This window comes from Kosakonia sp. BYX6 (genome assembly GCF_038449125.1).
Classification (GTDB): Bacteria; Pseudomonadota; Gammaproteobacteria; order Enterobacterales; family Enterobacteriaceae; genus Kosakonia; species Kosakonia calanthes.
In genome coordinates, this window is record NZ_CP151800.1 from 1945200 (window position 1) to 1971934 (window position 26735).

Genomic DNA, 26735 nt, shown 5'->3' on the forward strand with positions numbered 1-26735 from the left:
AATAAAAGGTCGCAGGGCGCATCACAGCGTGTTTGCAACGTTTCGCGTTAACAGGGCGACCAAATCGTAGCCATCCCATTGCAGGGTAAAATCGAGCGTTTGCCCAAACGCCACGACGCGATCAATGCCTTTCGGGCGGCGTGCGGCAAGCCAGGCGTCGATCGTCGTTTTCTCAATACCGAACGTCGCGAGCGTTTGGCAGCGCGCATCGCAAAGCGGCGTCATGTCATTGAGCGAGTCGGCAACATACTCCATAAAGAAGCCGCAATTACCGCGTAGCGCCATCACGCCCGGCGTTAACGCTGCCAGTTCGACACGCACCACTAAATTGTCATCGTCAGAGACTTTCTTCACGCCGGGATACTGCGCGGCCAACTGGTACAAACGGGTCAGCTTATTGACCGCCGCCACCGGCTCAAGCGGATAATGGCGAGCGGCGAAGGCCTGAAAGTGCTGCCAGAATTGCTCGCGTGCCGCCTGTGTTTCAACGCCCAGCCAGACCAGCAACGACGGCGACGAGCAGGCGTTTTGGTCGTTTAACAGCGTGTCGTTAAAAAAGGCCTGCGCGAGTTTTCCTTTATCCGCATGCGCCAAATAGCGGTCGGCATCGATAGCGGCAAGGGAGTAACGATCGGCGAAGGCGATATCCAGCGCGCGCGGTTTCAGCGGCGAGCGGCGAATCTGCGCAATTGTCTCATCGCCGCCCCAAATAATGCGTGTATCACACAAGGCAGACAGCGCGTCATTGATCCCTTGCTGGCGATCGTAGCGCAGCAGGCAAATATAAGGCGCCAGCGCCGGGTGTTCGTGCAGCGCGGCGCATAACAGGCGAACGATAATCGGCACTTGCAGATGATCGCGCCCCGGCAGCCGCACAATATTGGCGTTACCGGTGAGCAAACCGCTGAACAGCGAATAGGCAAAGTTGGCGGCGACGTTGCCAGGCGCAATATGCAGCGCCACGCCGCGACCGTAGCGATGGGCTAAATCGCCATAGGCGGCGCGCATCTGGTTCAGCGAGGCGGCACGGCACCAGAAACCGAGGCTGATCACATCCGGCCAGGCTTTGGCTTCGTCGTCGCGCAATGTCAGGCGCGAAAAGGTCTGTAACAACGCCAGCATTTCTGCGGCGAACGGCGGGAACGGCGCCAGATCAGGCATCGCCTGCAACTGCGCTTCATCACCGATGACAAACGTCAGACCGTCAAAATGTTGCTGCATACGTGTCGCTGCACCCTCGTAATTCTGCTTTTTTTAGTCTGCCGATAACGTGGAAATATTTGCCTTTGCGCCCGCACGGGCAGTCATCTTCGCCGAGCAACACGCCTTCATCTTCGGTCAACAGCGAATGGCCCGGATAGGATTCGGGGAGCAGGGAGAGCACCTGAATAATCCCCGGTTTGCCAACGGGCGCGCAGGCGAAATCCGCCGGATCGCGAATGATAATGTCCGAGAAAATCGAGGTGTGCAGATGCCCGTGCTCGCACTGCATCGAGATACAGCCGGTTTGTTCCACCATGCCGTAATAATCATGCACCGCAGGCAAGTTGCAGACATCGTGCAGGCAACGGGCGAACGCCTGCGGGGAAACGGCTTCATTTTGCAGCTTTTTCCAGCCGCCGCCGTGAATCAACAACGCGTTGTCGAGCGCCAGTTTTTTACCGCTGGCGGCCAGCGCTTTATAAAAGTGCTGCCACACCATAAAGGTGAAGCCGAACAGCAAAATGCGTTTTCCCTGGTGCTTTTCGAGGAAGGCTTCAATGACCGGCAGATTCAACGTCATCTGCTCATCCAGCGCCCATGCGCGATCGGCGCCGAACAGCGAAAAACCTAAAATGCCTGCGCCGCGCGCTGAAAATTGCTGCCGGTCTTTCAGCACATCCGGCGAGTCGATCACTAACATTGGCAAACGGCCCGCGCCGGTAAATTGATTAACGATTTTCACCAGCGTTTTTTGCTGATACGCGGCGGTGGCTTTATCGAGAAAAATCCGCGACACCTGCTGCCCGGTGGTGCCGGAAGAGGTCATGGTTTTGACGATCTCATCATCCGCGATGCTTTTTAGCGTCAGCGTTTTAAACAGCGAAACGGGCAGAAAGGGCAGATCTTCCACCGCCTGAATGGATTGCGGTGTGATGTTTTGCGCATCCAGCATATGCCGGTAGTCTGCGCAATGGGCGTAGTGGTGCGCGGTCAGCGCCTTCAGGCGCGCCAACTGAAGCGCACGCTTATCCTCGCGCGCCAGCGAATAGGGGGCAATGCCCAGCATTTCATCAAGCGACAGGGACATACTCTTTCAGCCTGTGATAAAGGGTTTTACCCGCCGGGTTCTTGGGGATCTCACTCAGTGCGATCACGCGAAAGGCCGACGCATGCAATTTGCTGATCCCGGCGGCGTACTGCTTCACGTCGCCGGCGAGGGATTCGTCGGTAATAAAAATACACAGCAGATCGTCGCGGCCATCGCAGGCGACGGCGGTATCCGCAAACGCGGTTTTCAGCAGCGATTCCATCTCATCCAGCCCGACACGGTTGCCGAAGATTTTCAAAAAGCGTTTTTTGCGCCCGACGATACGGTAAAAACCGTCACTGTCGACGGTGGCGATATCGCCGGTGTGTAGCGTGCCGGCGAAGGTGTCGCCGAGCGCCAGATCTTCACCGCACTCGGCGTAACCGAGCGCCACATTTGCCCCGCGATAGATCAATTCACCTTGCGTATCCGGCGTGGTGATCGGGTGGTTATCATCGCCGAGTAGCAAAAATTCCCCGCCGGGGATCGGCTTGCCGATAAAACCATAGCGACTCGCGGCGTGCTCCGGCGCAAGCCAGGCCATGCGCGAGGTGGCTTCGGCGGCACCGTACATCACGATAAAGCGCTTGCCGTTTTGCATCGCGTACTCGGTGTACTCCTGCTGCAACGCGGCGGCGAGTTTACCGCCTGCCTGCGTTAGCGTGCGCAAATCCGGCAGATCCATACGCATGAAGCGCAATTTGCGCAGCATCTCCCAGGTGTAAGGAACGCCCGCGAACGAACTTGCACGCTCGGTGCGCACAAACTCCCACAGTTCGCGCTGCATCACGCTGTACCCGGTCAGTAACAGGCTGGCGCCAGCGTGCAAATGGCTGTTGATGATCGACAAACCATAGACATAGTTGATTGGCAGGCTCACCAGCCCGCGTTCACGCGCATCAATGTCGAGATAGTGCGCAATGCTCTCCGCATTGCTTTGCAGATTGCGTTTGCTGAGGCGCACCAATTTCGGGCTACCGGTTGAGCCAGAGGTGGTCATCAGCAAGGCCAGCTCATCGTGCAGTGGCCACGGCGTTAACCCGGTGGCGTGTAATTGATAACCGCCGTCACCCGACAAAACGCCTGATGGCGCTTCGCTTATCAGGCCTACGGTACCCGGGCCGGAAGTTTGTAGGTCGGATAAGGCGCAGCCGCCATCCGACAAAACGCCTGATGGCGCTTCGCTTATCAGGCCTACGGTACCCGGGCCGGAAGTTTGTAGGTCGGATAAGGCGCAGCCGCCATCCGACAAAACGCCTGATGGCGCTTCGCTTATCAGGTCTACGGTACCCGGGCTGGAAGTTTGTAGGTCGGATAAGGCGCAGCCGCCATCCGACAAAACGCCTGATGGCGCTTCGCTTATCAGGCCTACGGTACCCGGGCCGGAAGTTTGTAGGCCGGATAAGGCGCAGCCGCCATCCGACAAAACGCCTGATGGCGCTTCGCTTATCAGGCCTACGGTACCCGAGTCGGAAGTTTGTAGGCCGGATAAGGCGCAGCCGCCATCCGGCGAAACGGTTGGTGTCGGCTGCCAGATCAGCGAAGGCTTGTAGGTATCGATCAACTGCTGCGCCAGCGTGTTGTCGAGCGCGTTGTCCAACAGCAATGCCACCGCATCGCTTTGCAGGCAGGCGAGATAGCCGACAACGGCTTCGACCTGATTCTGGCAAAAGACAAACACTAATGAACGGGCTGGGATGTGGCTTGCCAGCGCGTCAACGCGGGCGGTCAGTTCGCCATAGCTCAGGCTTGCGCCACGATCATCTTTCAGCGCAAGTTGCGCGGTGTCATGCTGTTGCGTCTGCCAGAAAGTGTTCATTGCAGGGCGTCCATAATGCGGGCGGTCGTTTGTTCTGCCGTCAGGCCGCTCTGTTCTAGCATCCAGCCGTAATCCCCCGCGTGCGGGTAACCTTGCGGAATACCGATGGTTAACTGTTTCGGGCGCTGCGCCTGGCCGCCAACGTATTCGGCAACGGCGCTGCCCAAACCGCCAATCATGCTGTGCTCTTCCATCGTCACCAGCAGCTTTTTCCCTAACTGCGCGGCGATAACGGCTTCATCCAACGGTTTGAGGGTGTGCATATCAATCACCGCCGCGTCGATGCCGCGATCGGCCAGGTGACCCGCGGTGGTGAGCGCAACATGCACCATACTGCCGGTGGCAATAATCGCCACATCGTTGCCGTCGCGAAGCGTAATCGCTTTGCCGGGGATCAGCTCAAAATCTTCTTTATAGACGATCGGCGCGCGCATGCCGCCGGTCAGGCGTAAATAGACCGGGCCATCGTAAGCCAGTGCCGCCTGGGTCATTTTCACCGTTGCCGTGCAGTCCGCCGGGGAAAAAATGGCGATATTGGACACCGAACGCAGCATCGCCAGCTCTTCGATACCGTGGTGCGTGGCGCCAAACATGCCGGTTGCCAGCCCGGAAGCCAGCCCGACCAGCTTGACGTTTTCCTGCATGTAACCGAGGTTCAGGCGCACTTGTTCCGCCGCGCGCAGCGTCAAAAAGTTGGGAAACGAGGTGGCAAACGGCACAAAACCGCTGGCTGCCAGACCGGCGGCCACGCCGACCAGGTTTTGTTCGGCGATGCCGGTATTAATAAAACGATCCGGGTAGGTGGTGCTAAAGCGATCCAATCCTGAGGATTTGCACAGATCGCCGGAGAGAGCGACGATGCGGGCATCGTCATGCGCCAATTCAAGCAATGTCATCCCGAAGGTGCCGCGGGAACCGAGCATCGACCAGGAACGGATAGTGGCGGGCTTGAACTCAATCATGCTGGCCTCCGTTCAGTTCAGCCAGCGCGTCGGTAAGCTGTTGGGCGGAGACCCGGTTACGGTGGAATTCTTTATTATTTTCCATAAACGAGACCCCTTTGCCTTTCACCGTATTGGCGATGATGACCTTCGGTTTGCCGTGATGCGGGGCGCTAAACGCCGCTTGTAAAGCCTCGATGTCGTGACCATCGCAAACGAGGGTTTCCCACTGGCAGGCGCGCCACAGGGCGTCGAGATCCATTTGCATCACGTCCTGGGTAAAGCCGTCGGATTGCAGGCCGTTACGATCGACAATCAGCGTCAGGTTATCCACCTTGTGATGGGCGGCCATAAATGCGCATTCCCAAATGGCGCCTTCGTTGCACTCGCCGTCGCCGACCAGCACATAGGTTTGCCAGCGTTCGCCTTTCAGACGACGGCCAAGCGCCAGCCCGGTAGCGAAAGAAAGCCCTTGCGCCAGGCTGCCGCCGGAAAAATCGATACCGTATTCAGGATGTTTGGTCGGGTGAACCTGCAACACCGAGCCGTTGATTTCAAATTCATTCAACTGCGCTTCGCTGATAATGCCGAACTCGCACAGCGTGGCGTACAGACCGAGCGCTGCGTGGCCTTTGCTCAGAATGAACACGTCACGATCGTGACAGGTGATGTTCTGCGCATCGTACTGCATGACGACGCCATAAAGCGTACTCAGAATGTCGGTCATCGACAGTGCAGGGGAGACGTGCACGCCATCGCTGGGCGCGTGGTGCGCCACGCTGATAATACGGTTACGAATGCGTCGTGCCGCATCCTGAATTTTTTGTGTCATTTGAGACCACCATCCACGCGAATTGTCTGGCCAGTGATGTAGCTTGAGAGATCGCTGGCGAGGAATAACGCCACCTGCGCGATTTCCGCCGGTTCGCCCGCGCGTCGCAGGTCGGCGTTTTTCTTCGCCTCTTCGACCACCTGCGCGGGCATGGTAAGCAGCATTTCCGTTTCGGTTACCCCAGGCGCGATACAGTTGGCGCGAATGCCTTTCTCGCCCAGTTCCGCCGCGATGGATTGCGTCATGGCAATCAGCGCCGCTTTCGACGCGCCATAGGCGGATTTACCTGGGTTGCCATCTTCACCCGCTGTCGAGGCGATATTAATGATGCTGCCACGCTGCTGGCGGGCCATCAGCTTGGAGATGTATTGGGTGAAGAAATAGACAGAGAAGAAGTTCACTTCAAACTGGCTGCGCAACTGCGCTTCGCTGGTCATCTGGAACAGGCTGTTCATGGCGATACCGGCGTTGTTGATGACCGCGTCGATCGGGCGTTTGTCAGCCATGACGCGCTTAACGGCCTCTTTCATCGCCGCCGTATCGGTGATGTCAAAACCGAGCGGCCAGATCTGCACCTGGTGCCGTTCGGCTATTTGCGCCATCTGGCTGACAAAGGCATCATCGGCTTGCCGGGCATGGGCGTAAATGTTCGCGCCGTTTGCCGCGAACACATTAACCATTGCCAGCCCCATGCCACGGCGACAGCCGGTGATTATGACGTTTTTACCTTGCATCAACATAAGGTCATCACACTAGCTTTGCAGCGCAACATCGTATTTTTTCAGGATCTCTTTGCCCTTTTCCCATGACGCGAATTCGATGATGTCATCGGTATCCATCATGATGTCGAAGGCGTCTTCCAGCGAGGCGATCAGCGTCATATGACCAACAGAGTCCCAGGACGGCGTGTCCTGATATTTATAGCCCGCGAGGGTCTCTTCCGGGACTTCGAAGGTTTCGACAAAAATACGGTTGTATGTTTCCAGGTTGGACATCACGTTCTCCAGATAGCAGCAAACTGAGTTTCAGGCATTACCTGAACACTTTTTTATTCTCATTCGGGCGCATCACGCGCGCCGGGTTGCCCAGCGCAATCACCGACGGGCCAATATCGTTAAACACGATGGCGCCCATACTAATAATGGTGTCTTCACCAATGGTGGTGGTTTCGCGGATGGCGGCGTTCAAACCGATATACACACGGGGGCCAATCTGGCAGGTTCCGCCGAGGTTGGCGTAAGCAGAAATCACGCTGTCGTCGCCGATCACACAATCATGGCCGACATTGCAATTGGGTTGCAGATAGACGTTGTTGCCGATGGTGCAATCGCATGAGACATAGGCGCGGTCACACACAATGCAGCCTTCGCCGAAGGTCACATCATCGCTAATGCGCGCCAGAGGGTGAATTAATGTCGCCAGGCGAAAACCGGCGTCGCGCGCTTTTTGCGCCATCATCTGGCGAACAGCGGGTTCACCGACGCCAACTGCGACTTCATATTCATCGGCGGAAAGGTCGTTGAGCGTCACGACCGGGTGGCCCTTTAACTCACGGCCAGGATGGATATCATCGATAAAACAGAAGCCGCTCCAGCGTGACTCGATTGCGTTGATCTGCTTGACCAGCTCATAGACTTCTTTGCCAAGCCCGCCTGCGCCATAGATTGCCAGTTTCATCATATCCTCGAAATGCGGTGTCGCCGGGCATTACAGCCACGCGCGAAGAGAGGTTGCGCTCGCGCGTGTGAAAAAGGCGATAGCCCGGATCAGGGCTTTAATGTAAATGAGCAAGGGGGGGATTCAGGCAGAGAATAACCGTCATTTTGTCTCGCTTATTAACGGATAGAGTAAGTAAAGAAAATCCGCGTTATAGAAAAATTTCAGTTAAGTCAATGAGATTGAGTAGATGTGTTAATAAATGAAGTGCTGCTGCATTAATATTTCAGCAGCAAAAAACGAAAAAGTGCATGGCGTTACCCCCATGGGCTTAGCGCCTTGATTGTTAGGGATTTCCGGGGTTTTTGACGTCTCAAAATCCGCCGATTTTGTTTATTAACGGAAATAAACCCCCATTTCACCCACTATTCATCCGATTAAAACCCCTATAGAAAAGGATAATCACGCCGATAACTCAATTAACGCAGGGCTGTTTATCGTGAATTCACTCTATACCGCTGAAGGTGTAATGGATAAACACTCGCTGTGGCAGCGTTATGTACCTCTTGTGCGTCACGAAGCATTGCGCTTGCAGGTGCGCTTGCCGGCGAGTGTGGAACTGGACGACCTGCTACAGGCGGGCGGCATCGGTCTATTAAATGCAGTAGATCGCTATGACGCTCTGCAAGGAACGGCATTTACGACTTACGCAGTACAGCGTATTCGTGGGGCAATGCTGGACGAATTGCGCAGCCGAGATTGGGTACCGCGCAGCGTTCGGCGAAATGCCCGCGAAGTGGCGCAGGCAATGGGGCAGCTAGAGCAAGAACTGGGGCGTAACGCGACGGAAACAGAAGTGTCGCAGCGTCTTGGGATTCCTGTCGAGGAGTACCGTCAGATGTTGCTCGATACCAATAACAGCCAGCTTTTCTCCTATGACGAATGGCGAGAAGAGCACGGCGACAGTATCGAGCTGGTGACGGACGATCATCAACAGGAAAACCCGTTATTCCAGCTGATGGAAAGTAATTTACGTCACCGGGTGATGGAAGCGATTGAGTCGCTGCCGGAACGTGAACAACTTGTCCTGACGCTTTACTACCAGGAAGAGCTGAATCTCAAAGAGATTGGCGCGGTTCTGGAAGTAGGGGAGTCTCGGGTTAGCCAGCTTCATAGCCAGGCCATTAAGCGCTTACGTACTAAACTGGGTAAGTTATAGGTTGGTGATGTGACTGCATCGCTCCTGGTAAATGCCGTACAACGCATTGACAACCAGGAGTTATCATGACGGTGCAGCAATTAAAAAGACGGCCATTAAGCCGCTACCTGAAAGACTTTAAACACAGCCAGACGCATTGCGCTCACTGCCACAAGCTGCTTGATCGCATTACGTTGGTACGCCGGGGCGAAATCGTGAATAAGATTGCGATTTCGCGTCTGGATATGCTGTTGGATGAAGCGGCCTGGCAACAAGAGCAAAAAGAGTGGGTTGCACTCTGTCGTTTTTGCGGCGATCTGCATTGTAAAGAGCAGAGCGACTTTTTCGATATCATTGGCTTTAAGCAATATCTCTTCGAACAAACCGAGATGAGTCACGGTACGGTGCGCGAATATGTTGTGCGTCTTCGCCGTCTGGGCAACCATCTCAGCGAGTTAAATATCTCCCGTCAATTGCTGGACGAGGGTTTTCTTGATGAAAATCTGGAACCCTGGTTACCTGTGACCAGCACGAATAATTATCGGATTGCTTTACGTAAATACGCGCAGTTTAAGACCCAGACGCGTTTTGCCGGCGTGCAAAAAATCGCCGTCGGCGCGACATCTGATATTTATTAAAAAGAGAGAGATTGGGTGTGCATGTATTGCATTCAATCTCCGAAATCCCCCGGAAAGCCCGCTAACGAGCGGGCTTTTTTACTATCTTGCGGTCGCACTCAATTGCATTACATCGTGCAAGTCCGGCTGGCGCGTCCAGGCGCCGGTGGCAAACACGCTTAGCACGCAGGGCGAACATAAAACGCGTACACAAAATTTAAACCTCGATTAATGATTGCCCGTAAAACGGTCGCCTTATAGCAATGTAATTGCATGGGTTATTGTTTATTGGTTGATTAATTGAGGGTTACTATGAGTGTTCGTCGTTTTTCTTTTATATTGTTTGCCGCTTTGATAGTCCTGTTCCTTGCCAGTTCCGCATCAAATATATGGATGTTAACCAAGTCCAACCGCTCTTTAGAAAATATGAATAACGAGCGTGATGTGATGTTGTTCGTGATTGACCCTATCTACCATTCGCGCACTTTCCGTGTGCGTGCCCGTGAGATTGTCCTCCACGCGCAGCGGGGGAATGATAAGAACTTTTTAGCCGCACTAGAAGGCGCAAATCAGGGATTACAAAAAGCCAGCGCAGCAGAGGAAAACCTCATCAAAGCTAATCACTTTCCCGGTGAGGATGATTATTTATCTGCGTATAAAACGAGCTGGGAACACTATCTTAACGATGGGCTTAAACCGCTTTTAGCCGCGGCTCAGGCGAAAGATTATGCGCGCTTTGATGATCTGGCCAGCGATGTAGTGCCTAAGCTTGACCGGGCGTTTGAGATTGATCTCAATAAGCTGTTAGCGTTTCGAAATGCGTACGCAGATAAACGCACCAAACAGGTGCACGCAGATTTTTATAGCGGCGTTAACACAGCGATAGTGTTCGCGATAGTGTTCGTGCTCATTATCATCGGGGTGTTAATTATTATCAGCCGTCGATTACTCACACCGTTGCACCGTGCACAGAAAGAGTGTGAGCGCATCGCCTCCGGTGATTTAAGCAACCCGATCACCGTAAACGGAAACGACGAAATCAGCGACATGTTGCGCGCGCTGGAAAAAATGCGCGGTTCCCTGATGGGGATCATCCGTAAGGTGAAACATTCCAGTGATAGCGTGTCACACAGCGCGGGTAGTATCGAATCTGGTAACGTTGATCTCTCATCGCGCACAGAACAGCAAGCCGCATCGCTGGGCGAGACTGCCGCCAGCCTTGAGCAAATCACCTCAACGGTTAAAACCACGTCTGATAACTCAAACCAGGCGACCAGGCTTGCGGAGCAAATGCGCGAAGCTGCCATTGATAGTGACGCCACAATGCAACAGGCAGTGAGTACTATGCGTGATATCGAAGCCAGTTCCGTCAAGGTGAGTGAGATCATCTCCGTTATTGAAAGTATTGCGTTTCAGACGAATATCCTCGCGCTTAACGCAGCTGTGGAAGCGGCGCGCGCTGGCGAGCAGGGAAGAGGGTTTGCGGTTGTCGCGAGCGAGGTGCGCAATCTGGCGCAGCGTTGTGGCACGGCTGCAAAAGAGATTGCCGCGTTACTGGAAAAATCAGCGCAGGAAGTCGCCACCGGCGGCGAGCACGTGGCACATGCAGGTGAGAGCCTGAAACAAATCATGAACACGATTAACGGTGTGACTACGCTGATGAGAGAGATCGCCACGGCAACAAATGAACAGAGCGTAGGGATTGAACAGATTAACCAGGCTATTGCGCAGATTGATACGGTAACGCAGCAGAATGCATCACTGGTGCAAGAATCATCAAGCGAGGCGAGAGTACTTAGCGGTGAGTCCGGCGCGCTTTCTGATGCCGTCGCTGTGTTTAAGTTCGCATAAGCTGAAGTGAGTAAGGGAATCGTGATGCAGACCATAAACAGCCGTACAGCTCGTCAGCATTTCAGCGCTACGCTTAACGCGGCAACGGCTGCACCGATTGAGATTACGCGCAGTGGGGGAGTTGAGTCGGTTGTGTGGATCAGTAAGCGAGAATATGAAACGTTGAAACATGCTGCGGGATGGCTGGTGGATACGCCAGTGAAAGAGCCCGCCGCCGTGTGACAGTAAACGCCGATAAGAAACGTCCATAAAAAACCCCAGCCAAAACGCTGGGGTTTTCTTGGTTCAGATTTTTACGTGCATAATAAAACCTATACATTACGTTATCCGGCACCCGGAGGTTTTATGCCATTGCACAATTTGACCCGCTTTCCCCGCCTGGAGTTTATTGGCGCCCCGACGCCACTCGAGTATCTGCCGCGCTTTTCTGACTACCTGGGCCGCGAAATCTATATCAAACGCGATGATGTCACGCCGATGGCGATGGGCGGCAACAAGCTGCGCAAACTGGAGTTTCTGGCCGCTGATGCGCTGCGTGAAGGGGCGGATACACTGGTAACTGCTGGTGCTATTCAGTCAAACCATGTGCGCCAGACGGCGGCAGTGGCGGCGAAACTCGGTTTACATTGCGTAGCGCTGCTGGAAAACCCGATTGGCACAACCGCGGAAAACTACCTCACCAACGGCAACCGCCTGCTGCTGGATTTGTTCAATGCACAGATCGAAATGTGCGATGCGCTACATGACCCGGTGGCACAACTCGACGCGCTGGCCACGCGCATTGAAGCGCAGGGCTTTCGCCCGTATGTCATTCCGGTTGGCGGCTCGAACGCGCTCGGCGCGCTGGGCTATGTCGAAAGCGTGCTGGAGATTTCCCAGCAGTGCGAAGGCGCGGTTTCGCTCTCCTCTGTTGTGGTGGCCTCCGGCAGCGCCGGAACCCATGCCGGGCTGGCGGTCGGTCTTGAACAACTGATGCCAGACGTGGAACTGATTGGTGTCACAGTCTCGCGCAGTGTCGCAGATCAAAAACCGAAAGTGGTCACGCTGCAACAAGCCATCGCGCAAGAACTGGACGTGCCGGCGCAGGCGGATATTTTGCTGTGGGATGACTATTTCGCGCCGGGTTACGGCACGCCGAATGACGAGGGGATGGAAGCAGTGAAACTGTTGGCTCGCCTGGAAGGGATTTTGCTTGACCCGGTCTACACCGGCAAAGCAATGGCTGGCTTGCTTGATGGTATTGAACAAAAGCGTTTCAAAGATAATGGCCCCATCTTGTTTATCCATACAGGCGGCGCGCCAGCACTGTTTGCCTACCATCCGCACGTGTAACTGTTGTTCGGATTCGATTTTGGTTGATGAACGGCACCGGCGCGTATCCGCCAATTTCTGGAAACGTTTCTGTTGCAATAAACACACCGCGATTCAGCAACGCTTATTGCCTGAATCGCGGTAATTTGCCTTAAATCAGGCTGGAGAGGGAATTATTAGCGCACATATTATCGGGCGCTATTTTTCCCTTCTGACAATGTGCCTTAAACGCCTGCCGCTATTTCCTTCCTTTCTTTGTCGTTAAATCCGGCAATTAATCCGACTTATTTCCAAATGTTCCGATATTTTATATTTATAATTAAGTTTTATGTGTTAGGTTATTGTATACAAAATAATGATTATTAAAAGCAGGGGTATTACCGGTCGGTATGCAGGAGAAAGATTTCTTTACCTGGCGGCGTGAAATGATCGCGCGATTCCAGGAGATGACAGCGGCACAGGACGTTTATACGGAGATTCAGCGGCAGACTCAGTTGCTGGAATTTGATTATTTTTCGCTTTGCGTGCGCCATCCGGTTCCTTTTACCCGGCCAAAGCTGAGCGTTGAAACTTCTTATCCGGCAGAGTGGATGCTGCACTACCAGGCAGAGAATTACTTTGCCATCGATCCTGTGCTCAAAGCAGAGAACTTCATTCAGGGGCACTTGCCGTGGAATGACAAGCTCTTTCATGACGCGATGACCTTGTGGGATGCCGCGCGGGATCACGGCTTGCGCAAAGGTATCTCGCAATGCCTGATGCTGCCTAACCACTCGCTGGGCTTTTTGTCCGTTTCACGCACCAGCCTGTTTGGCAAAATGATGGCGGATGATGAAATTGAGTTGCGGCTGCAAACGCTGGTGCAACAAAGTTTGATGGCGCTGACGCGACTGGAAGATCACACCGTGATGACGCCGGAAATGAAATTCAGCAAACGCGAACGCGAAATCCTGAAATGGACGGCGGAAGGGAAAACCTCGGCGGAAATAGCGATGATTTTGTCTATTTCGGAAAATACCGTCAATTTCCACCAGAAGAACATGCAGAAGAAATTCAACGCGCCGAACAAAACGCAGATTGCTTGCTATGCGGCAGCAACGGGAATGATTTGAGAAATAAGCGCGCGGCGCATGCCAAACAAATCCGGCTGACAGAAGACTCTGACAGCCGGATGTTATTTATTGGCGGTAAGCTTGTTTAATTTGCTTAACAGTGACGGAATATACGCTGGCCTGAGCTTCATCTTCCATTTGTGCAATTTGCTTTTCCATTTTGATGATGACGCGGCCCGCGTCCGCCTGGCCCATCGCTTGCAGCATCAGTGTAATCATTGATTTCAGGCAAGAGACTTCCTGCGCCAGTTCCGTTGCATTATCAGCAGTGGAAAAATCAGGTGTGCTCAATTTATTTTCCTCGTTACGGTGTCGCGAACTTACGCGACGATCACTGTCAAAGCGGCGGAGTATACCACAAGGACCGCAAAAAAAAGCAGTGGTTGTTTTTTGATCATTGTGTCCGTTTATTGAATTAAACTCGTACGGCAATAAATCTCGGCACACTTTATTGCACTGAGAATATATGTTTAACCAACGTTTAAGCGGGGTTAATTGTTGTTACATATAGCGCGCAGTAATTTGTACCAGTAAAAAACGGCTTTTTTGGTAACTTTCTGAAAACACGCATTTTTAAAAAACTCGCACCGCATTTAAAAAGCTGACAAAAGTTTCCACTTCATGTACAACTTAATTTCCAAAAGCGAGAACAAAATCCGACTGTAGTTGTTTTTTGACCTTTCATTGTTACGCAAAAAAAAGCTAATATATGCCGAATTAGGTTTTCGCAGCGTTATCCCTATTCCGGAGATACTCCATTGATCAACGTACTACTTGTTGATGACCATGAACTGGTGCGCGCAGGGATACGACGCATTCTCGAAGATATTAAGGGCATAAAAGTCACGGGCGAAGTCAACTGTGGTGAAGACGCTATCAAATGGTGTCGCGCCAATTCCGTTGATGTCGTATTGATGGATATGAACATGCCCGGCATCGGTGGCCTTGAAGCGACGCGTAAAATCGCGCGCGGCACTGCCGACACCAAAGTCATTATGCTTACCGTTCACACTGAAAATCCCCTACCGGCAAAAGTTATGCAGGCCGGAGCCGCGGGATATCTCAGCAAAGGCGCCGCGCCGCAGGATGTGGTGAATGCCATTCGTTCTGTGCATTCTGGCCAGCGCTACATCGCTTCTGATATTGCTCAACAAATGGCGCTTAGCCAAATCGAACCGGAAAAAACGGACTCGCCGTTCGACAGTTTGTCTGAACGTGAATTGCAGATTATGCTGATGATCACTAAAGGCCAGAAGGTCAATGAGATCTCAGAGCAACTGCATCTGAGCCCGAAAACGGTGAACAGCTATCGCTATCGGATGTTCAGTAAATTGAACATTCACGGTGACGTCGAATTGACGCACCTCGCCATTCGCCATGGTTTGTGCAATGCGGAGACGTTAATAAGTCAGTGACTGAAGTTTTTGATTCCAAAGCATTTCTCAAAACGGTAACCAGTAAGCCCGGTGTCTATCGTATGTATGATACCGGCGGTACCGTTATCTATGTCGGTAAAGCGAAAGACCTCAAAAAACGTCTTTCCAGTTACTTTCGCAGCAATCTTGCCTCACGCAAAACCGAAGCGCTGGTCGCACAGATCCAACAGATCGATGTGACGGTGACCCACACCGAAACCGAAGCGTTGCTGCTGGAACACAACTATATCAAGCTGTATCAGCCGCGTTATAACGTGCTGTTGCGCGATGACAAATCTTACCCCTTTATTTTTCTCAGCGGCGATACTCACCCGCGCCTGGCAATGCACCGCGGTGCGAAGCATGCGAAAGGTGAATATTTCGGGCCTTTCCCGAATGGTTACGCGGTGCGTGAAACCCTGGCGCTGTTGCAGAAAATCTTCCCGGTTCGCCAGTGCGAAAACAGCGTTTATCGCAACCGCTCCCGTCCGTGCCTGCAATACCAGATTGGTCGCTGCCTCGGGCCGTGCGTTGCGGGGCTGGTGAGCGAAGAAGAGTATGCGCAGCAAGTTGATTATGTGCGTTTGTTTCTCGCCGGCAAAGACGACCAGGTATTGACGCAGCTTATCGCGCGGATGGAAAAAGCCAGCCAGTCACTGGAGTTTGAAGAAGCCGCGCGCGTTCGCGATCAAATCCAGGCCGTACGTCGAGTAACGGAAAAACAATTCGTGTCAAACACAGGCGACGATCTTGATGTGATCGGCGTGGCGTTTGATGCCGGGATGGCCTGCGTGCATGTGCTGTTTATTCGCCAGGGTAAAGTGCTGGGTAGCCGCAGTTATTTCCCAAAAGTGCCGGGTGGCACAGAGCTTGGCGAAGTCGTGGAAACGTTTGTTGGTCAGTTTTATTTGCAGGGTAGCCAGATGCGCACGCTGCCAGGCGAAATCTTGCTTGATTTCAATCTCAGCGACAAAACGTTGCTCAGCGATTCGTTATCCGAACTGGCAGGGCGTAGAGTAAATGTGCAGACCAAACCGCGCGGCGATCGTGCGCGTTATTTAAAACTGGCGCGCACCAATGCCGCCACGGCGCTCAGCACCAAACTTTCGCAGCAATCCACCGTACATCAACGCCTCGCCGCATTGGCGAGCGTCCTGGAGTTGCCAGAGGTTAAACGGATGGAGTGCTTTGATATCAGCCACACAATGGGCGAGCAAACCGTAGCTTCCTGCGTGGTGTTTGACGCGAATGGCCCGCTGCGCGCCGAATATCGGCGTTACAACATTACCGGCATTACACCGGGTGATGATTACGCGGCGATGAACCAGGTATTGCGCCGTCGGTATGGCAAAGCGATTGAAGAGAATAAAATTCCAGATGTGATCCTCATCGATGGTGGCAAAGGGCAACTGGGTCAGGCGAAAGCGGTTTTTGCCGAGCTGGATGTTCCCTGGGATAAGCACAAACCGCTGTTGTTAGGCGTCGCGAAAGGGGCGGATCGTAAAGCGGGCCTCGAAACGTTGTTTTTCGAACCGGAAGGTGAGGGCTTTAGCCTGCCGCCGGATTCCCCGGCATTGCATGTGATTCAGCATATTCGCGATGAGTCCCACGATCACGCCATTAGCGGGCATCGTAAAAAACGCGCCAAAGTGAAAAATACCAGTTCGCTGGAGACCATCGAAGGTGTAGGCCCAAAACGTCGCCAGATGTTGTTGAAATATATGGGCGGGCTGCAGGGTTTACTCAACGCCAGCATCGAAGAAATATCAAAAGTGCCGGGTATCTCGCAAGGTCTGGCAGAAAAGATCTACTACTCGTTGAAACATTAAGGGCTCTGTAGCAACATAGAGCGAATATTTACGGACAACAGACAGTTAACGCCGCTATGCGATTCAATATTCCTACGTTGCTCACCCTTTTTCGCGTCATCCTGATTCCGTTTTTCGTGCTGGCGTTTTATCTGCCGTTTCAGTGGGCTCCGTTTGTTTGTGCGCTGATCTTCTGCTGCGCGGCGATCACTGACTGGTTTGATGGTTTTCTGGCGCGCCGCTGGAACCAAAGCACGCGTTTTGGTGCGTTTCTCGACCCGGTTGCCGATAAGGTGCTGGTGGGGATTGCGATGGTGCTGGTCGCCGAGCATTACCACAGCTGGTGGGTAACGCTGCCGGCCGCGACGATGATTGCCCGTGAGATTATTATCTCCGCGCTGCGCGAGTGGATGGCCGAAATGGGTAAACGCAGCCGCGTGGCGGTGTCGTGGATTGGTAAAGTCAAAACCACATCGCAAATGGTGGCGCTGGTCTGGCTGCTATGGCGGCCAAATCTGTGGGTTGAGTACGCGGGAATTGCGCTATTCTTCGTGGCCGCCGTGTTAACGCTGTGGTCCATGTTGCAATATTTAAATGCCGCGCGCGGCGATCTGCTTGAACCGTGATCGTTTCGTCGCAATTTTCAGCAAACGATCCGGCTTTTGAAAAATATCGTTGACTCAGTGCGTCAGGTAAGTAGAATGCAACGCATCGGAAGGCAGCATAGCTCGTCAGAAGATAGTAAAATCAAGCGATTACATCAATCTTGATTATGCGGGAATAGCTCAGTTGGTAGAGCACGACCTTGCCAAGGTCGGGGTCGCGAGTTCGAGTCTCGTTTCCCGCTCCAGTTTTATGCATCGGCTTCTATAGCGGATGCGGGCTGAAAAGCCTCAGGAATTCTGGCGCGTTAGCAAAGCGGTTATGTAGCGGATTGCAAATCCGTCTAGTCCGGTTCGACTCCGGAACGCGCCTCCAATTTCCTCCCGAGCCCGGATGGTGGAATCGGTAGACACAAGGGATTTAAAATCCCTCGGCGTTCGCGCTGTGCGGGTTCAAGTCCCGCTCCGGGTACCATGGGAAAAGCAGAATAATCAAAGCAATAAGCAGTGTCGTGAAACCACCGAAAGGTGGTTTTTTTGTGCCGGCAAAACACCTTTCGCCATATTTTTCGTTATTCAATTCAACAAAAAACCGCACGCAAGTTACCTCACGTGCGGTGTGTATTCTTCCTGATTTACCCTACCTCTGGCAGCCATCCTGCAACTATCAGGAACTGAATCGCGATAATCCCAATCCCGCAGACGAAAATCAGGCACAACACCGGTTTGCCGCCGAGTACGCGATAACCGTTTTGCGGATGGTGTTTACGGCTCTGCCACGCCAACATCGATGGCAGCAGCAGCGCCAGCACGGAAAGCGCGACACCGGCATAACCCAGCGCCATCACAAACCCGCGCGGGTAGAACAGCGCGAACGCCAACGGTGGCAGGAAGGTGATCACTCCAGTTTGCAAACGCCCGGCGGCGTTATTACCGCGCTGGAACAGATCGGCGAGGTAATCAAATAGCCCCAGCGAAACGCCAAGAAACGAGGTTGCTAGCGCCAGGTCAGCAAACAGATGCACCGCCAGTTCAACATGCGGCGACGCCACCACTTCACGCAGTGCCTGCAACAAACCATTCAGTCCCGCCTGGCTGGCGAGTAATCCCATAAAGGTCGTTGAATCAATGCTGCCAAGCGTCGCCAGTTGCCAGAAAATGTACGCCACTAAAGGAATTGCACTGCCAGTGATAAATATTCCGCGCAGTTTACGAATGTTGCCGCCCATATAGCTGACAATGCTCGGCACACTGCCATGAAAACCAAATGAGGTGAAAATCACCGGCAGGGCAGAGAGTGCGAGGCCTTTTTCCAACGGCAGGGTCAGCAAGTTGGCCTGATGGATATGCGGCATCAACAACACCAGCATGATCACAAGGAAAAGAATTTTCGCGCTGAACAGGAATCGGTTAAACAGATCGACCAGCGACGTTCCGGCACAGACCACGCCACCGGCAACGATTGTGAACAGCAGAACCCCCGCCACCGGAGTAAGTTGCACGTTAAACCACGCACTGATGCCCGATGCCAGCAATTCGCCTGCGCCGCTGATATACGCAGCAGTCAATGCATACATCAGAAACATCATGCTGAAACCGGTGATCCATTGGCCGTAACGGCCCAAATAGCGCCGCGCGAGCGAGCCGAGACCGGTATCTGCCGGAACATGCTGGTAAACCTCCAGCAACAGCAGGGCGGTGTAACACATCACAGCCCACAGGGCGAAAAGTAATACTAAAGTGGTGGCAAAGCCGACGCCCGCAGCTGCCAGCGGCATTGCCAGCATCCCCGCGCCAATGGTTGTTCCGGCAACAATAAAGACGCTGCCAAGTGTCCGATTTTTCACGTTTTTCCTCTGTCCTGGAACATACTGCATATGCAATTCGCGGCGCAGAGTAAGTGAATTCATTCATTTCGTCAAACGACCGTTACAATCGCTGTATATATAAGTTTACAGCTTCATTTGGCCGGTCATCTGCCCAACAGAATCAGGCAATTTGCCTACTTCATCAGGGGAATATTTTTGCGCGACAATCAGGCGTACCTTAAAAAAGAATTATAAATTATCAAAAAAATGAGGAAGACGATGCCGGGTGCAAACCCCTTCACAGCGAAATGGTCGCGCAACGGAAACCTGCTTTGCCACGGGCACTGGATCATTAGCTGGCAGGGTCAGACCATCATCCTGCCGGAGTCTCGCCAGGAGAAAGACATGGGAACCTGGGCTATCTATTCGATAATCGACCCGGACGATGAAACCTTTGCACAAGGATTACAGGAAGATGAGTGGATTATCGAAAACGTCGAGTGGCTAACGGATTTGTTCTTTGATTACGGTATTGCGCTGGAAACGGAAAATTATCGCTATTTCTACCAGGCGGTGAATAAGCAAGACTGGCGTTGCACAAGTTGTGCGGGATGCATGTAAAAATAAAGCGGTTAAGATTTACCTTAACCGCAATTATATTAATTTTGCGCGTCAAGCGTCGCCAGTTCTTTATCGATGAAATAAAGACCTTCGCCACTTTTACCGGCCAGCGTTAATTTATCAATGACCGATTTGAATAATTTCTCTTCTTCGTGTTGTTCTGCCACATACCATTGTAGGAAATTAAAGGTCGGATAATCTTGTGACATCATGGCGACGTGCGCCAGTTCGTTAATTTTTTGTGTGATCAGTTGTTCGTGTTCGTAAGTGGCGCGGAACAGATCGTCAAGAGAAGTGTATTCCGCAACCGGCGACGCGATGGTATTGATGCGGGGCAGGCTGCCGGTGTCGGCCAGGTAGTCGAACAGGCGCTGCATGTGGGTCATCTCTTCCTGCGCGTGGCGACGCAGGAACGCGGCGGCACCCTCAAAACTGTGGTAACTGCACCAGGCGCTCATTTGCTGATAAAGCAGGGAAGAAAAGAGTTCCAGATTCATTTGTTCATTGAGTTTTTCAATCATCTCTGCTTTTAACATGGTACCGCTCCAGAAATAGAATAAGGGAAAAATCTGCGGCCACTATAATTTGTTATTTAATTATTTGCAAAAGGTAAAATAAAAAACTCATTTATTAAAAAAGAGAATGAGAATAACACGCATTGCCCGCGCACATAATTAAATGAATGAGAATTGTTTTAATTATTAATAGAAGAATAAGCCAGCAACGCTATGCTGGCTTAAAATATTACCAGGCGGACTGGGTTTGATTCACTGCCACACCGCGGCACTGATATTGAATCGTGATTTTGGTATTCATGCAGGCCGTTCCGCTGATCAAGCTACAGGTCTGCACTGGCTGGCCATATGGCACGGCAGTGGCATAGCCCATTTGCTGGCACTGCTTATTTGCCGTACCCTGCGCGGTATATTCGTCATAACGCGCGGTCTGCATCATTGACTGGTTAAAGCTAAGACGCACCAGACCACTGGTGGTATCCACGCTGCTGACTTCCGCTTCCTTGGTGATGGTGCACCCGGCAAGCAGCAGCAACGAGACGGCAACACATATTCTCTTCATGAAATCGCTCTGATTCATTTGGCATGATCTCATCTTATCGCGGTGATTGGGCGCCAATCGGTGGAATAACCCGTTGAATAGCCCCTACTAATCGCGACGGCGATGCTCAGTCGGCGAGATTGTCATAAATCACGCGAAAACGTTCATGATGCTGGCGAAACACCGCGATTAGCCGGGGATCAAAGTGTTTGCCCGCACCGTCGATAATGGTCTGCCGGGTGAGTTCATGGCGAAAGCCCGGCTTGTAAACGCGCTTCTGGCGTAACGCGTCGTACACATCGGGCAGCGCCAAAATGCGGGCTTCCAGTGGGATTTGCTCCCCCTTTAGCCCCTCCGGTTAACCGCTGCCATCCCATTTTCCATGGTGGAAATGGATGATATTTTCCGCCACCTGTCCCAGCCCCAGTCTCTGAATAATGCGCCAGCCTTTAATAGTATGGAGCCTCATCTCACTAAATTCCTCCGGGGTGAGCGGCCCTTGTTTACGCAAGATATGGTCCGGCACGGCAATTTTACCGACATCATGCAGTGACGCGTAATTTTCAATCGATAACTGGAAAGCCGGTGTACCTGGGTCAGCAAATTGTGCAGCGGGTGACCCCTTTGTGCCACGGGCCAATCATGCCGCCGTGCGCCGGGGTTTGTGAAACGTCGAGGATTTCCACCAACCGCACCGGCCACTGGGTTTTGCGCATTTCGGCGTAGTCGTTATCGATATAATGCACCTCGATTTTCGGTACGCAACACCCCGGCATACAACCCGTAGCTGTCTTCATTGAAACGCGTGAGGATTTCCGCGTCGTAAAGCCAGACCGGAATAGCGGTGCGAGGCGGGGGATCGGCGAAAACTGTGAACCTGCTTTTGATTTTTAAAACCATTTTTCACTAAATTTGAAAGTACGTTTGTCAGGTAGTAAGGTTTAAGCAACCTTTGCTATCTGAAGCATGTCCACAGGAGATCGAAAATGAAAATTGCACTGATGATGGAAAACAGCCAGGCGGCGAAAAACGCCATCATCCTGAAAGAGCTGAAAACGGTTGCCGATGAGAAAGATTTCCCGGTGTATAACGTCGGCATGAGCGACGAAAACGACCATCATCTGACTTACATCCACTTAGGGATTATGGCCAGTATTTTGCTCAACGCCAAAGCGGTGGATTTTGTGGTTACCGGCTGCGGCACCGGTCAGGGTGCATTGATGTCGCTGAACATTCATCCGGGCGTGGTGTGCGGCTACTGCATCGATCCGGCGGATGCCTTCCTGTTCGCGCAAATCAATAACGGTAATGCGCTGGCGCTGCCGTTCGCGAAAGGCTTTGGCTGGGGCGCGGAACTGAACGTGCGCTTTATCTTTGAGAAAGCCTTTACTGGCCGTAACGGGGAAGGTTATCCACCGGAACGTAAAGAGCCGCAGGTGCGTAACGCGGGCATTCTGAATCAGGTGAAAGCGGCGGTCGTAAAAGAAAACTATCTTGATACGCTGCGCGCCATTGACCGTGAACTGGTGAAAACCGCCGTTTCCGGTGAGCGTTTCCAGAAGTGCTTCTTTGAAAATTGCCAGAGCAAAGAGATCGAAGCGTTCGTTCGCGAAGTGCTGGCCTGATAGCCATATTGTGCCTGATAGCGCTTCGCTTATCAGACCTACAGACCCGGTGAGCGTTCGCGCCACCGGGCATTTCAACATTAGGTATTTTTCTGCGACACCGCGCTACCGGCATCTTTTGTCAGGCGAAGCGTATCAAACATGCCCACCAGGCAAATCAGCGCGATAAATACAAACGCCAGCCGGAAACTGATCCCTTCAATATTTGTAATGTGCAGCCAACTGCTCACGTGCTCGCCAATGCGAATGCCAATTGCGCCCAGCGTAATCCCCAAACCGACCGCCAGTTGTGTCGCTGTACTAAACAGCGTGTTGGCGTAGCTCATTTGCGGTGACGGCACATCGGAAAAGGCGAGGGTGCTGACACCGGTAAACTGCACCGAACGGAAAACCCCGCCAAGATAAAGAATCACAAAGGTCAGCCAGGCCGGTGTATGCGACGTCAGCAACGCGCAGGCCACCAATGCCAGCACGTTAAGCGCGCCATTAATCAGCAGCAATTTTTTGAAGCCTAGCCAGCGGATCAGCGGCGTGGTGGCGGGTTTGATGCTGAGGTTTCCGGCAAACACCGCCAGCACCAACAGCCCGGCATGAAACGGATCCATGCCAAAACCCACCTGAAACAGCAGCGGCAACAGAAAAGGCACGGCGCTAATCGACGCGCGAAACAGCGAACCGCCGTACATAGTCACGCGAAACGTCGGTACCTGCATGGCATCAAGGCGGATCATCGGCCATTTTGCCCGCAGGAAATGACGCAACGTAAAGACCATTGTCACCGCGCCCAGCGCCAGCAGGCCGAAGGTTAACAGGCCTTGCGGATGCTCCGAACCGAGCGCTTCCATGGCATACACCAGGCTGACCATCGCCACGGCGGTGGAAATAAACCCGGCCAGGTCGAACGGCCGGCGCTCCTCTTCGCGAATATTGGGAATAATGCGTAGCGCCAGCGCAATCGCCAAAATGCCGAGCGGCACATTAATAAAGAAGATCCAGCGCCAGTCGGCATAGTGGGTGATAAAACCGCCGAGCGGCGGGCCGATAATCGGCGCGACCAGCGCTGGCCAGGTGAGCGTGGCGATGGCGGTAATCAACTGATGTTTCGGCGTGGTACGCAGCACAGCAAGGCGACCAACCGGCACCATCAACGCGCCGCCGACGCCTTGCAAAATACGCATCGACACGAACATATCAACGTTGGTGGAAAGCCCGCACAGCACGGACGCGATGGTAAAAATCGCCAGCGCAATTGAGAACACATTGCGTGCGCCGAAGCGGTCGGCAATCCAGCCGCTGGCGGGGATCAATACCGCAAGGGTAATAAGATACGCGCTGATACCGATATTCAACGCCACGGCTTCCACGCCAAAGGTTTTTGCCATATCCGGCAGCGCGGTGGCGATCACCGTGCCGTCGATAAACTCCATAAAGAACGCGCCGGCTACCAGTAACGCAGCGGGAGAAAGACCTCCAGTCTTCCGCGAAAGGGTGCTTTCACTCATTGTGGATCTGCCATTTGCCAAAAAAAGTTGAGAATGCTAAAAAAAATTTTAGCGCCCTAAATGCAGGATTTATAATCGAATTTTTAACAAAGTTACGGCATTTCTGATTTTTGAAACGTGATTTCTATCACAGGTGAGTTGATTTTTGTGACTAAGGTCATATTATGTACGCACTTAGGCTTAACACCTGCATAACAAATCGCCGGAGCAACACATGAAACTGCGTAAAATCCTGAAGCATATGTTTGAAACTTATTGCAAGACTTTCAAAGACGTACCGCCAGGCGCTATGTTCTGATAATAAAAAAACCTGCTGAGGCAGGTTTTTTTATGCCCGCAATTTACCGCCAAAGCGCAAAACTACTCTTGCCCGCCGTTTCCCGCTACTATGGCGCCCTTTACGAAAGGAGCTTCCCATGTCGCAAAACACCCCCGTCGACCAGGAACTGGTATCCGACGTCGTCGCCTGCCAGTTGGTCATCAAACAAATCCTCGATGTGATTGATGTTATCGCGCCCGTTGAAGTGCGTGAAAAAATGGCCAACCAATTAAAAAGCATCGATTTTTCTACTCATCCCGCCGCTGCCGATCCCGTCACGCGCCGCGCCATTCAAAAAGCCATCGCCTTAATTGAACTGAAGTTCACTCCGCAGGGCGAAGCGCACTAACGGATCCTCACCGAAACACAGCGCCCGGTCTGTGACGCAGCGGGGATTTTGAAACGCTGTTTTGATCAACAATACCGCCACTTTAGTCAACCAACCTTAAACACAAGGAGTCGGGAATGAAAAAAGTGGCGATGTTGTTAGCGCCCGGTTTTGAAGAAGCGGAAGCGATTATCACCATTGATATTTTGCGCCGCTTGCAAATCGATGTGGAAACGCTGGCCTGCGCGGAATCGCGCGCGGTGGTGAGTTATCACAATATTCCGATGGTGGCGGACGCCACGCTGGCAGAACGGCAAAACACGCTGTACGACGCGGTGGTGTTGCCCGGCGGGCCGCAGGGCAGCGTCAATCTGGCCGCCAGCGAAGCCGTGGTGCAATTTGTTAAACACCATGACGATGCGGGCAAGTTTATCTGCCCGATTTGCTCGGCTGCCGCGCGCGTGCTGGGCGGGAATGGCCTGCTAAAAGGCCGCCGTTATGTCTGTTCCGGCGATCTCTACGAAACGGTGCGTGATGGCGAATATGTCGATGCGCCTGTGGTGGAAGACGGCAACCTGATCAGCGGCAAAGGCCTCGGGCTGGCCTTCGATTTCGCCTTGACCGTGGCCGCTCGCTTGCAAGGAGACGAAACGGCGGCGCGAGATCACGCCGATCATATCTACTATAGCTGGTGATGTTTTCGCCCGGCTGCGCACCTCAGTCGGGCACAAGGATAAGCTGGCTGATGTTATGGATTATCCTGCTTTTACCCTTCCGATTTGTCCGACAATAGCGGTTAACTTTATGTGAAAAATCGCTGAATTTATGTACGTAATTACTGTAATTCTGCCGTGTGATGCCGCTCTCCTATGGAGAATCAATTTCCCGCTACAACTACTCCCAGCACAGATGTCCATGGGGCGCGTGGACTCTAATGCCTTGTTTTATGTCCTTTTAAATGAACCGATAGTTTGTTTTCCCTACATAAAAGAACGTTAAAGCTGGAGTTTACCATGCACAAATTCACTAAAGCGTTGGCGGCCATCGGTCTGGCTGCCGTTATGTCACAATCCGCTATCGCTGAAACCATGAAGCTCGGGTTCCTGGTCAAGCAACCGGAGGAACCCTGGTTTCAAACTGAATGGAAATTTGCCGACAAGGCCGGCAAAGATTTAGGTTTTGAAGTGATTAAAATCGCCGTTCCCGACGGTGAAAAAACGCTGAACGCCATTGATAGCCTGGCCGCCAGCGGCGCGAAAGGGTTTGTTATCTGTACCCCAGACCCGAAACTCGGCTCGGCGATTGCCGCCAAAGCGCGCGGTTACGACATGAAAGTGATTGCGGTCGATGATCAGTTCGTCAACGCCAAAGGCGAACCGATGACCTCCGTTCCGCTGGTGATGATGGCGGCCAGCGAAATCGGCGCGCGTCAGGGCCAGGAGCTATACAAAGAGATGCAAAAACGCGGCTGGAACGTGAAAGAAACCGGTGTGATGGCGATTACCGCTAACGAACTGGATACCGCGCGTCGCCGTACCACCGGTTCAATGGACGCGCTGAAAAAAGCCGGTTTCCCGGAAAAACAGATTTATCAGGTGCCGACCAAATCTAACGATATCCCCGGCGCATTCGATGCCGGTAACTCCCTGCTGGTTCAGCACCCTGAAGTGAAACACTGGCTGGTGCTCGGCATGAACGATAACACCGTGCTGGGCGGCGTGCGTGCGACAGAAGGTCAGGGCTTTAAAGCTCCGGACGTGATTGGTATTGGTATTAACGGCGTGGACGCGGTGAGCGAGTTGTCCAAAGCGCAAGCGACGGGCTTCTATGGATCGCTGCTGCCAAGCCCGGATGTGCATGGGTATAAAACCAGCGAGCTGCTCTACAACTGGGTGACCAAAGGAACTGAACCGCCGAAATTCACTGCGGTCACCGATGTTGTGCTGATCACTCGCGATAACTTCAAAGAAGAGCTGGCGAAAAAAGGACTGTAATTCTCCAGGTTGCGCTCCCCGGTAACTCGG

Annotated in this window: 30 protein-coding genes, 3 tRNA genes and 1 pseudogene; 18 read left to right on the forward strand and 16 right to left on the reverse strand. The window is 52.9% G+C overall.

From position 1 onward, the window contains the following. Positions 1 to 21: 21 nt before the first annotated feature. From AAEY27_RS09115 to AAEY27_RS09150, 8 genes are read right to left on the reverse strand one after another with little or no spacing between them, the layout of a single operon-like run. The gene (locus AAEY27_RS09115) at positions 22 to 1221 is read right to left on the reverse strand and encodes an acyl-CoA reductase (protein ID WP_342324803.1); all 1200 of its coding nucleotides are present in this window, start codon (positions 1219 to 1221) and stop codon (positions 22 to 24) included. Then, entirely contained in the window at positions 1205 to 2290 is a 1086-nt protein-coding gene (locus tag AAEY27_RS09120; protein WP_342324805.1) for an acyl-protein synthetase, read from the reverse strand. The genes AAEY27_RS09115 and AAEY27_RS09120 overlap by 17 nt, the downstream gene beginning before the upstream one ends. Then, complete coding sequence (locus tag AAEY27_RS09125) at positions 2274 to 4109, reverse strand: AMP-binding protein (RefSeq protein ID WP_342324807.1); 1836 nt, start codon at positions 4107 to 4109, stop codon at positions 2274 to 2276. Before AAEY27_RS09125 ends, AAEY27_RS09120 begins: the two co-directional genes overlap by 17 nt. Continuing rightward, positions 4106 to 5071, reverse strand: coding sequence for a transketolase family protein (locus AAEY27_RS09130; protein ID WP_342324808.1), 966 nt, complete (start codon positions 5069 to 5071; stop codon positions 4106 to 4108). The genes AAEY27_RS09125 and AAEY27_RS09130 overlap by 4 nt, the downstream gene beginning before the upstream one ends. Further along, positions 5064 to 5882 carry a transketolase gene (locus tag AAEY27_RS09135; protein WP_342324810.1) on the reverse strand — a complete coding sequence of 273 codons (819 nt, stop codon included), beginning with the start codon at positions 5880 to 5882 and terminating at the stop codon, positions 5064 to 5066. The genes AAEY27_RS09130 and AAEY27_RS09135 overlap by 8 nt, the downstream gene beginning before the upstream one ends. After that, positions 5879 to 6622 (reverse strand): SDR family NAD(P)-dependent oxidoreductase, encoded by a 744-nt coding sequence (locus AAEY27_RS09140; protein ID WP_342324812.1) that lies wholly within the window; start codon positions 6620 to 6622, stop codon positions 5879 to 5881. Before AAEY27_RS09140 ends, AAEY27_RS09135 begins: the two co-directional genes overlap by 4 nt. 12 nt (positions 6623 to 6634) lie before the next feature. Next, positions 6635 to 6877 carry an acyl carrier protein gene (locus AAEY27_RS09145; protein ID WP_342324814.1) on the reverse strand — a complete coding sequence of 81 codons (243 nt, stop codon included), beginning with the start codon at positions 6875 to 6877 and terminating at the stop codon, positions 6635 to 6637. 37 nt (positions 6878 to 6914) lie between these two features. Then, positions 6915 to 7562 carry an acetyltransferase gene (locus AAEY27_RS09150; protein ID WP_342324815.1) on the reverse strand — a complete coding sequence of 216 codons (648 nt, stop codon included), beginning with the start codon at positions 7560 to 7562 and terminating at the stop codon, positions 6915 to 6917. A gap of 475 nt (positions 7563 to 8037) precedes the next feature. On the opposite strand from AAEY27_RS09150, the gene AAEY27_RS09155 reads away from it, so the two are divergent. The 6 genes from AAEY27_RS09155 (at position 8038) to sdiA (ending at position 13627) form a co-directional block, all read left to right on the forward strand. Next, positions 8038 to 8757, forward strand: a complete 720-nt coding sequence (locus AAEY27_RS09155) for an RNA polymerase sigma factor FliA (RefSeq protein WP_007371523.1) — start codon at positions 8038 to 8040, stop codon at positions 8755 to 8757. Between the two features lie 65 nt (positions 8758 to 8822). After that, a complete protein-coding gene (gene fliZ / locus AAEY27_RS09160) occupies positions 8823 to 9374 on the forward strand; it encodes a flagella biosynthesis regulatory protein FliZ (RefSeq protein ID WP_342324817.1) in 552 nt (183 codons plus the stop codon). 291 nt (positions 9375 to 9665) lie between these two features. Further along, positions 9666 to 11204: a methyl-accepting chemotaxis protein gene (locus AAEY27_RS09165; RefSeq protein WP_342324819.1), complete on the forward strand. Its 1539-nt coding sequence runs from the start codon at positions 9666 to 9668 to the stop codon at positions 11202 to 11204. 24 nt (positions 11205 to 11228) lie between these two features. After that, complete coding sequence (locus AAEY27_RS09170; RefSeq protein ID WP_342324820.1) at positions 11229 to 11426, forward strand: type II toxin-antitoxin system prevent-host-death family antitoxin; 198 nt, start codon at positions 11229 to 11231, stop codon at positions 11424 to 11426. Between the two features lie 123 nt (positions 11427 to 11549). Then, positions 11550 to 12536 carry a D-cysteine desulfhydrase gene (gene dcyD / locus AAEY27_RS09175; RefSeq protein WP_342324822.1) on the forward strand — a complete coding sequence of 329 codons (987 nt, stop codon included), beginning with the start codon at positions 11550 to 11552 and terminating at the stop codon, positions 12534 to 12536. Positions 12537 to 12904: 368 nt separating this feature from the next. After that, entirely contained in the window at positions 12905 to 13627 is a 723-nt protein-coding gene (gene sdiA, locus AAEY27_RS09180; RefSeq protein WP_342324824.1) for a transcriptional regulator SdiA, read from the forward strand. A 66-nt stretch (positions 13628 to 13693) separates the two neighbouring features. Here the strand turns inward: sdiA and AAEY27_RS09185 are convergent, their stop codons facing one another. Then, positions 13694 to 13918 (reverse strand): DUF2594 family protein, encoded by a 225-nt coding sequence (locus AAEY27_RS09185; RefSeq protein ID WP_342324826.1) that lies wholly within the window; start codon positions 13916 to 13918, stop codon positions 13694 to 13696. Between the two features lie 29 nt (positions 13919 to 13947). Continuing rightward, on the reverse strand, positions 13948 to 14025 hold the full coding sequence (locus tag AAEY27_RS22415; protein WP_425294675.1) for a hypothetical protein: 78 nt from the start codon (positions 14023 to 14025) through the stop codon (positions 13948 to 13950). A gap of 360 nt (positions 14026 to 14385) precedes the next feature. Between AAEY27_RS22415 and uvrY the strand changes: the two genes are divergently transcribed. The 6 genes from uvrY (at position 14386) to AAEY27_RS09215 (ending at position 17927) form a co-directional block, all read left to right on the forward strand. Then, a complete protein-coding gene (uvrY, locus tag AAEY27_RS09190) occupies positions 14386 to 15042 on the forward strand; it encodes a UvrY/SirA/GacA family response regulator transcription factor (protein WP_342324828.1) in 657 nt (218 codons plus the stop codon). Further along, positions 15039 to 16871 carry an excinuclease ABC subunit UvrC gene (uvrC, locus tag AAEY27_RS09195; protein ID WP_342324830.1) on the forward strand — a complete coding sequence of 611 codons (1833 nt, stop codon included), beginning with the start codon at positions 15039 to 15041 and terminating at the stop codon, positions 16869 to 16871. The genes uvrY and uvrC overlap by 4 nt, the downstream gene beginning before the upstream one ends. A 56-nt stretch (positions 16872 to 16927) precedes the next feature. Further along, complete coding sequence (pgsA, locus tag AAEY27_RS09200; RefSeq protein ID WP_342324832.1) at positions 16928 to 17476, forward strand: CDP-diacylglycerol--glycerol-3-phosphate 3-phosphatidyltransferase; 549 nt, start codon at positions 16928 to 16930, stop codon at positions 17474 to 17476. 148 nt (positions 17477 to 17624) lie between these two features. Further along, positions 17625 to 17700, forward strand: a tRNA-Gly gene (locus AAEY27_RS09205). Positions 17701 to 17754: 54 nt separating this feature from the next. Further along, positions 17755 to 17828, forward strand: a tRNA-Cys gene (locus AAEY27_RS09210). Positions 17829 to 17840: 12 nt separating this feature from the next. Further along, positions 17841 to 17927 (forward strand) — tRNA-Leu (locus tag AAEY27_RS09215). Positions 17928 to 18087: 160 nt separating this feature from the next. Here AAEY27_RS09215 and tyrP read toward each other — a convergent pair. Continuing rightward, entirely contained in the window at positions 18088 to 19299 is a 1212-nt protein-coding gene (gene tyrP, locus AAEY27_RS09220; protein ID WP_342324834.1) for a tyrosine transporter TyrP, read from the reverse strand. Between the two features lie 240 nt (positions 19300 to 19539). Here tyrP and AAEY27_RS09225 point away from each other — a divergent pair, with 240 nt between their 5' ends. After that, positions 19540 to 19881, forward strand: a complete 342-nt coding sequence (locus AAEY27_RS09225) for a hypothetical protein (protein WP_342324836.1) — start codon at positions 19540 to 19542, stop codon at positions 19879 to 19881. 38 nt (positions 19882 to 19919) lie between these two features. Here the strand turns inward: AAEY27_RS09225 and ftnA are convergent, their stop codons facing one another. The 4 genes and pseudogenes from ftnA to AAEY27_RS09245 all read right to left on the reverse strand — a co-directional run bounded on the left by ftnA (position 19920) and on the right by AAEY27_RS09245 (position 21734). Then, a complete protein-coding gene (gene ftnA / locus AAEY27_RS09230) occupies positions 19920 to 20417 on the reverse strand; it encodes a non-heme ferritin (RefSeq protein ID WP_342324837.1) in 498 nt (165 codons plus the stop codon). A 208-nt stretch (positions 20418 to 20625) separates the two neighbouring features. Beyond that, positions 20626 to 20958, reverse strand: a complete 333-nt coding sequence (gene yecR / locus AAEY27_RS09235; RefSeq protein ID WP_342324839.1) for a YecR family lipoprotein — start codon at positions 20956 to 20958, stop codon at positions 20626 to 20628. A gap of 106 nt (positions 20959 to 21064) precedes the next feature. Continuing rightward, a pseudogene (locus tag AAEY27_RS09240) lies at positions 21065 to 21463 on the reverse strand (HD-GYP domain-containing protein). A gap of 70 nt (positions 21464 to 21533) precedes the next feature. Beyond that, positions 21534 to 21734: a hypothetical protein gene (locus AAEY27_RS09245; RefSeq protein WP_342324840.1), complete on the reverse strand. Its 201-nt coding sequence runs from the start codon at positions 21732 to 21734 to the stop codon at positions 21534 to 21536. Positions 21735 to 21923: 189 nt separating this feature from the next. Between AAEY27_RS09245 and AAEY27_RS09250 the strand changes: the two genes are divergently transcribed. Continuing rightward, positions 21924 to 22562, forward strand: a complete 639-nt coding sequence (locus AAEY27_RS09250; RefSeq protein ID WP_342324841.1) for an RpiB/LacA/LacB family sugar-phosphate isomerase — start codon at positions 21924 to 21926, stop codon at positions 22560 to 22562. An 80-nt stretch (positions 22563 to 22642) separates the two neighbouring features. Here the strand turns inward: AAEY27_RS09250 and AAEY27_RS09255 are convergent, their stop codons facing one another. Further along, the gene (locus AAEY27_RS09255; RefSeq protein ID WP_342324843.1) at positions 22643 to 24064 is read right to left on the reverse strand and encodes an MFS transporter; all 1422 of its coding nucleotides are present in this window, start codon (positions 24062 to 24064) and stop codon (positions 22643 to 22645) included. Positions 24065 to 24278: 214 nt separating this feature from the next. Here AAEY27_RS09255 and azuC point away from each other — a divergent pair, with 214 nt between their 5' ends. From azuC to AAEY27_RS09275, 4 genes are all read left to right on the forward strand, one after another. Continuing rightward, entirely contained in the window at positions 24279 to 24362 is an 84-nt protein-coding gene (gene azuC / locus AAEY27_RS09260) for a stress response protein AzuC (protein ID WP_017458329.1), read from the forward strand. Positions 24363 to 24480: 118 nt separating this feature from the next. Further along, on the forward strand, positions 24481 to 24732 hold the full coding sequence (locus AAEY27_RS09265; protein ID WP_342324844.1) for a DUF2766 family protein: 252 nt from the start codon (positions 24481 to 24483) through the stop codon (positions 24730 to 24732). Between the two features lie 116 nt (positions 24733 to 24848). Then, positions 24849 to 25406, forward strand: coding sequence for a DJ-1 family glyoxalase III (locus AAEY27_RS09270; RefSeq protein WP_342324846.1), 558 nt, complete (start codon positions 24849 to 24851; stop codon positions 25404 to 25406). 318 nt (positions 25407 to 25724) lie between these two features. Further along, a complete protein-coding gene (locus AAEY27_RS09275; protein WP_342324848.1) occupies positions 25725 to 26705 on the forward strand; it encodes an arabinose ABC transporter substrate-binding protein in 981 nt (326 codons plus the stop codon). The last annotated feature ends 30 nt before the right edge of the window (positions 26706 to 26735 follow it).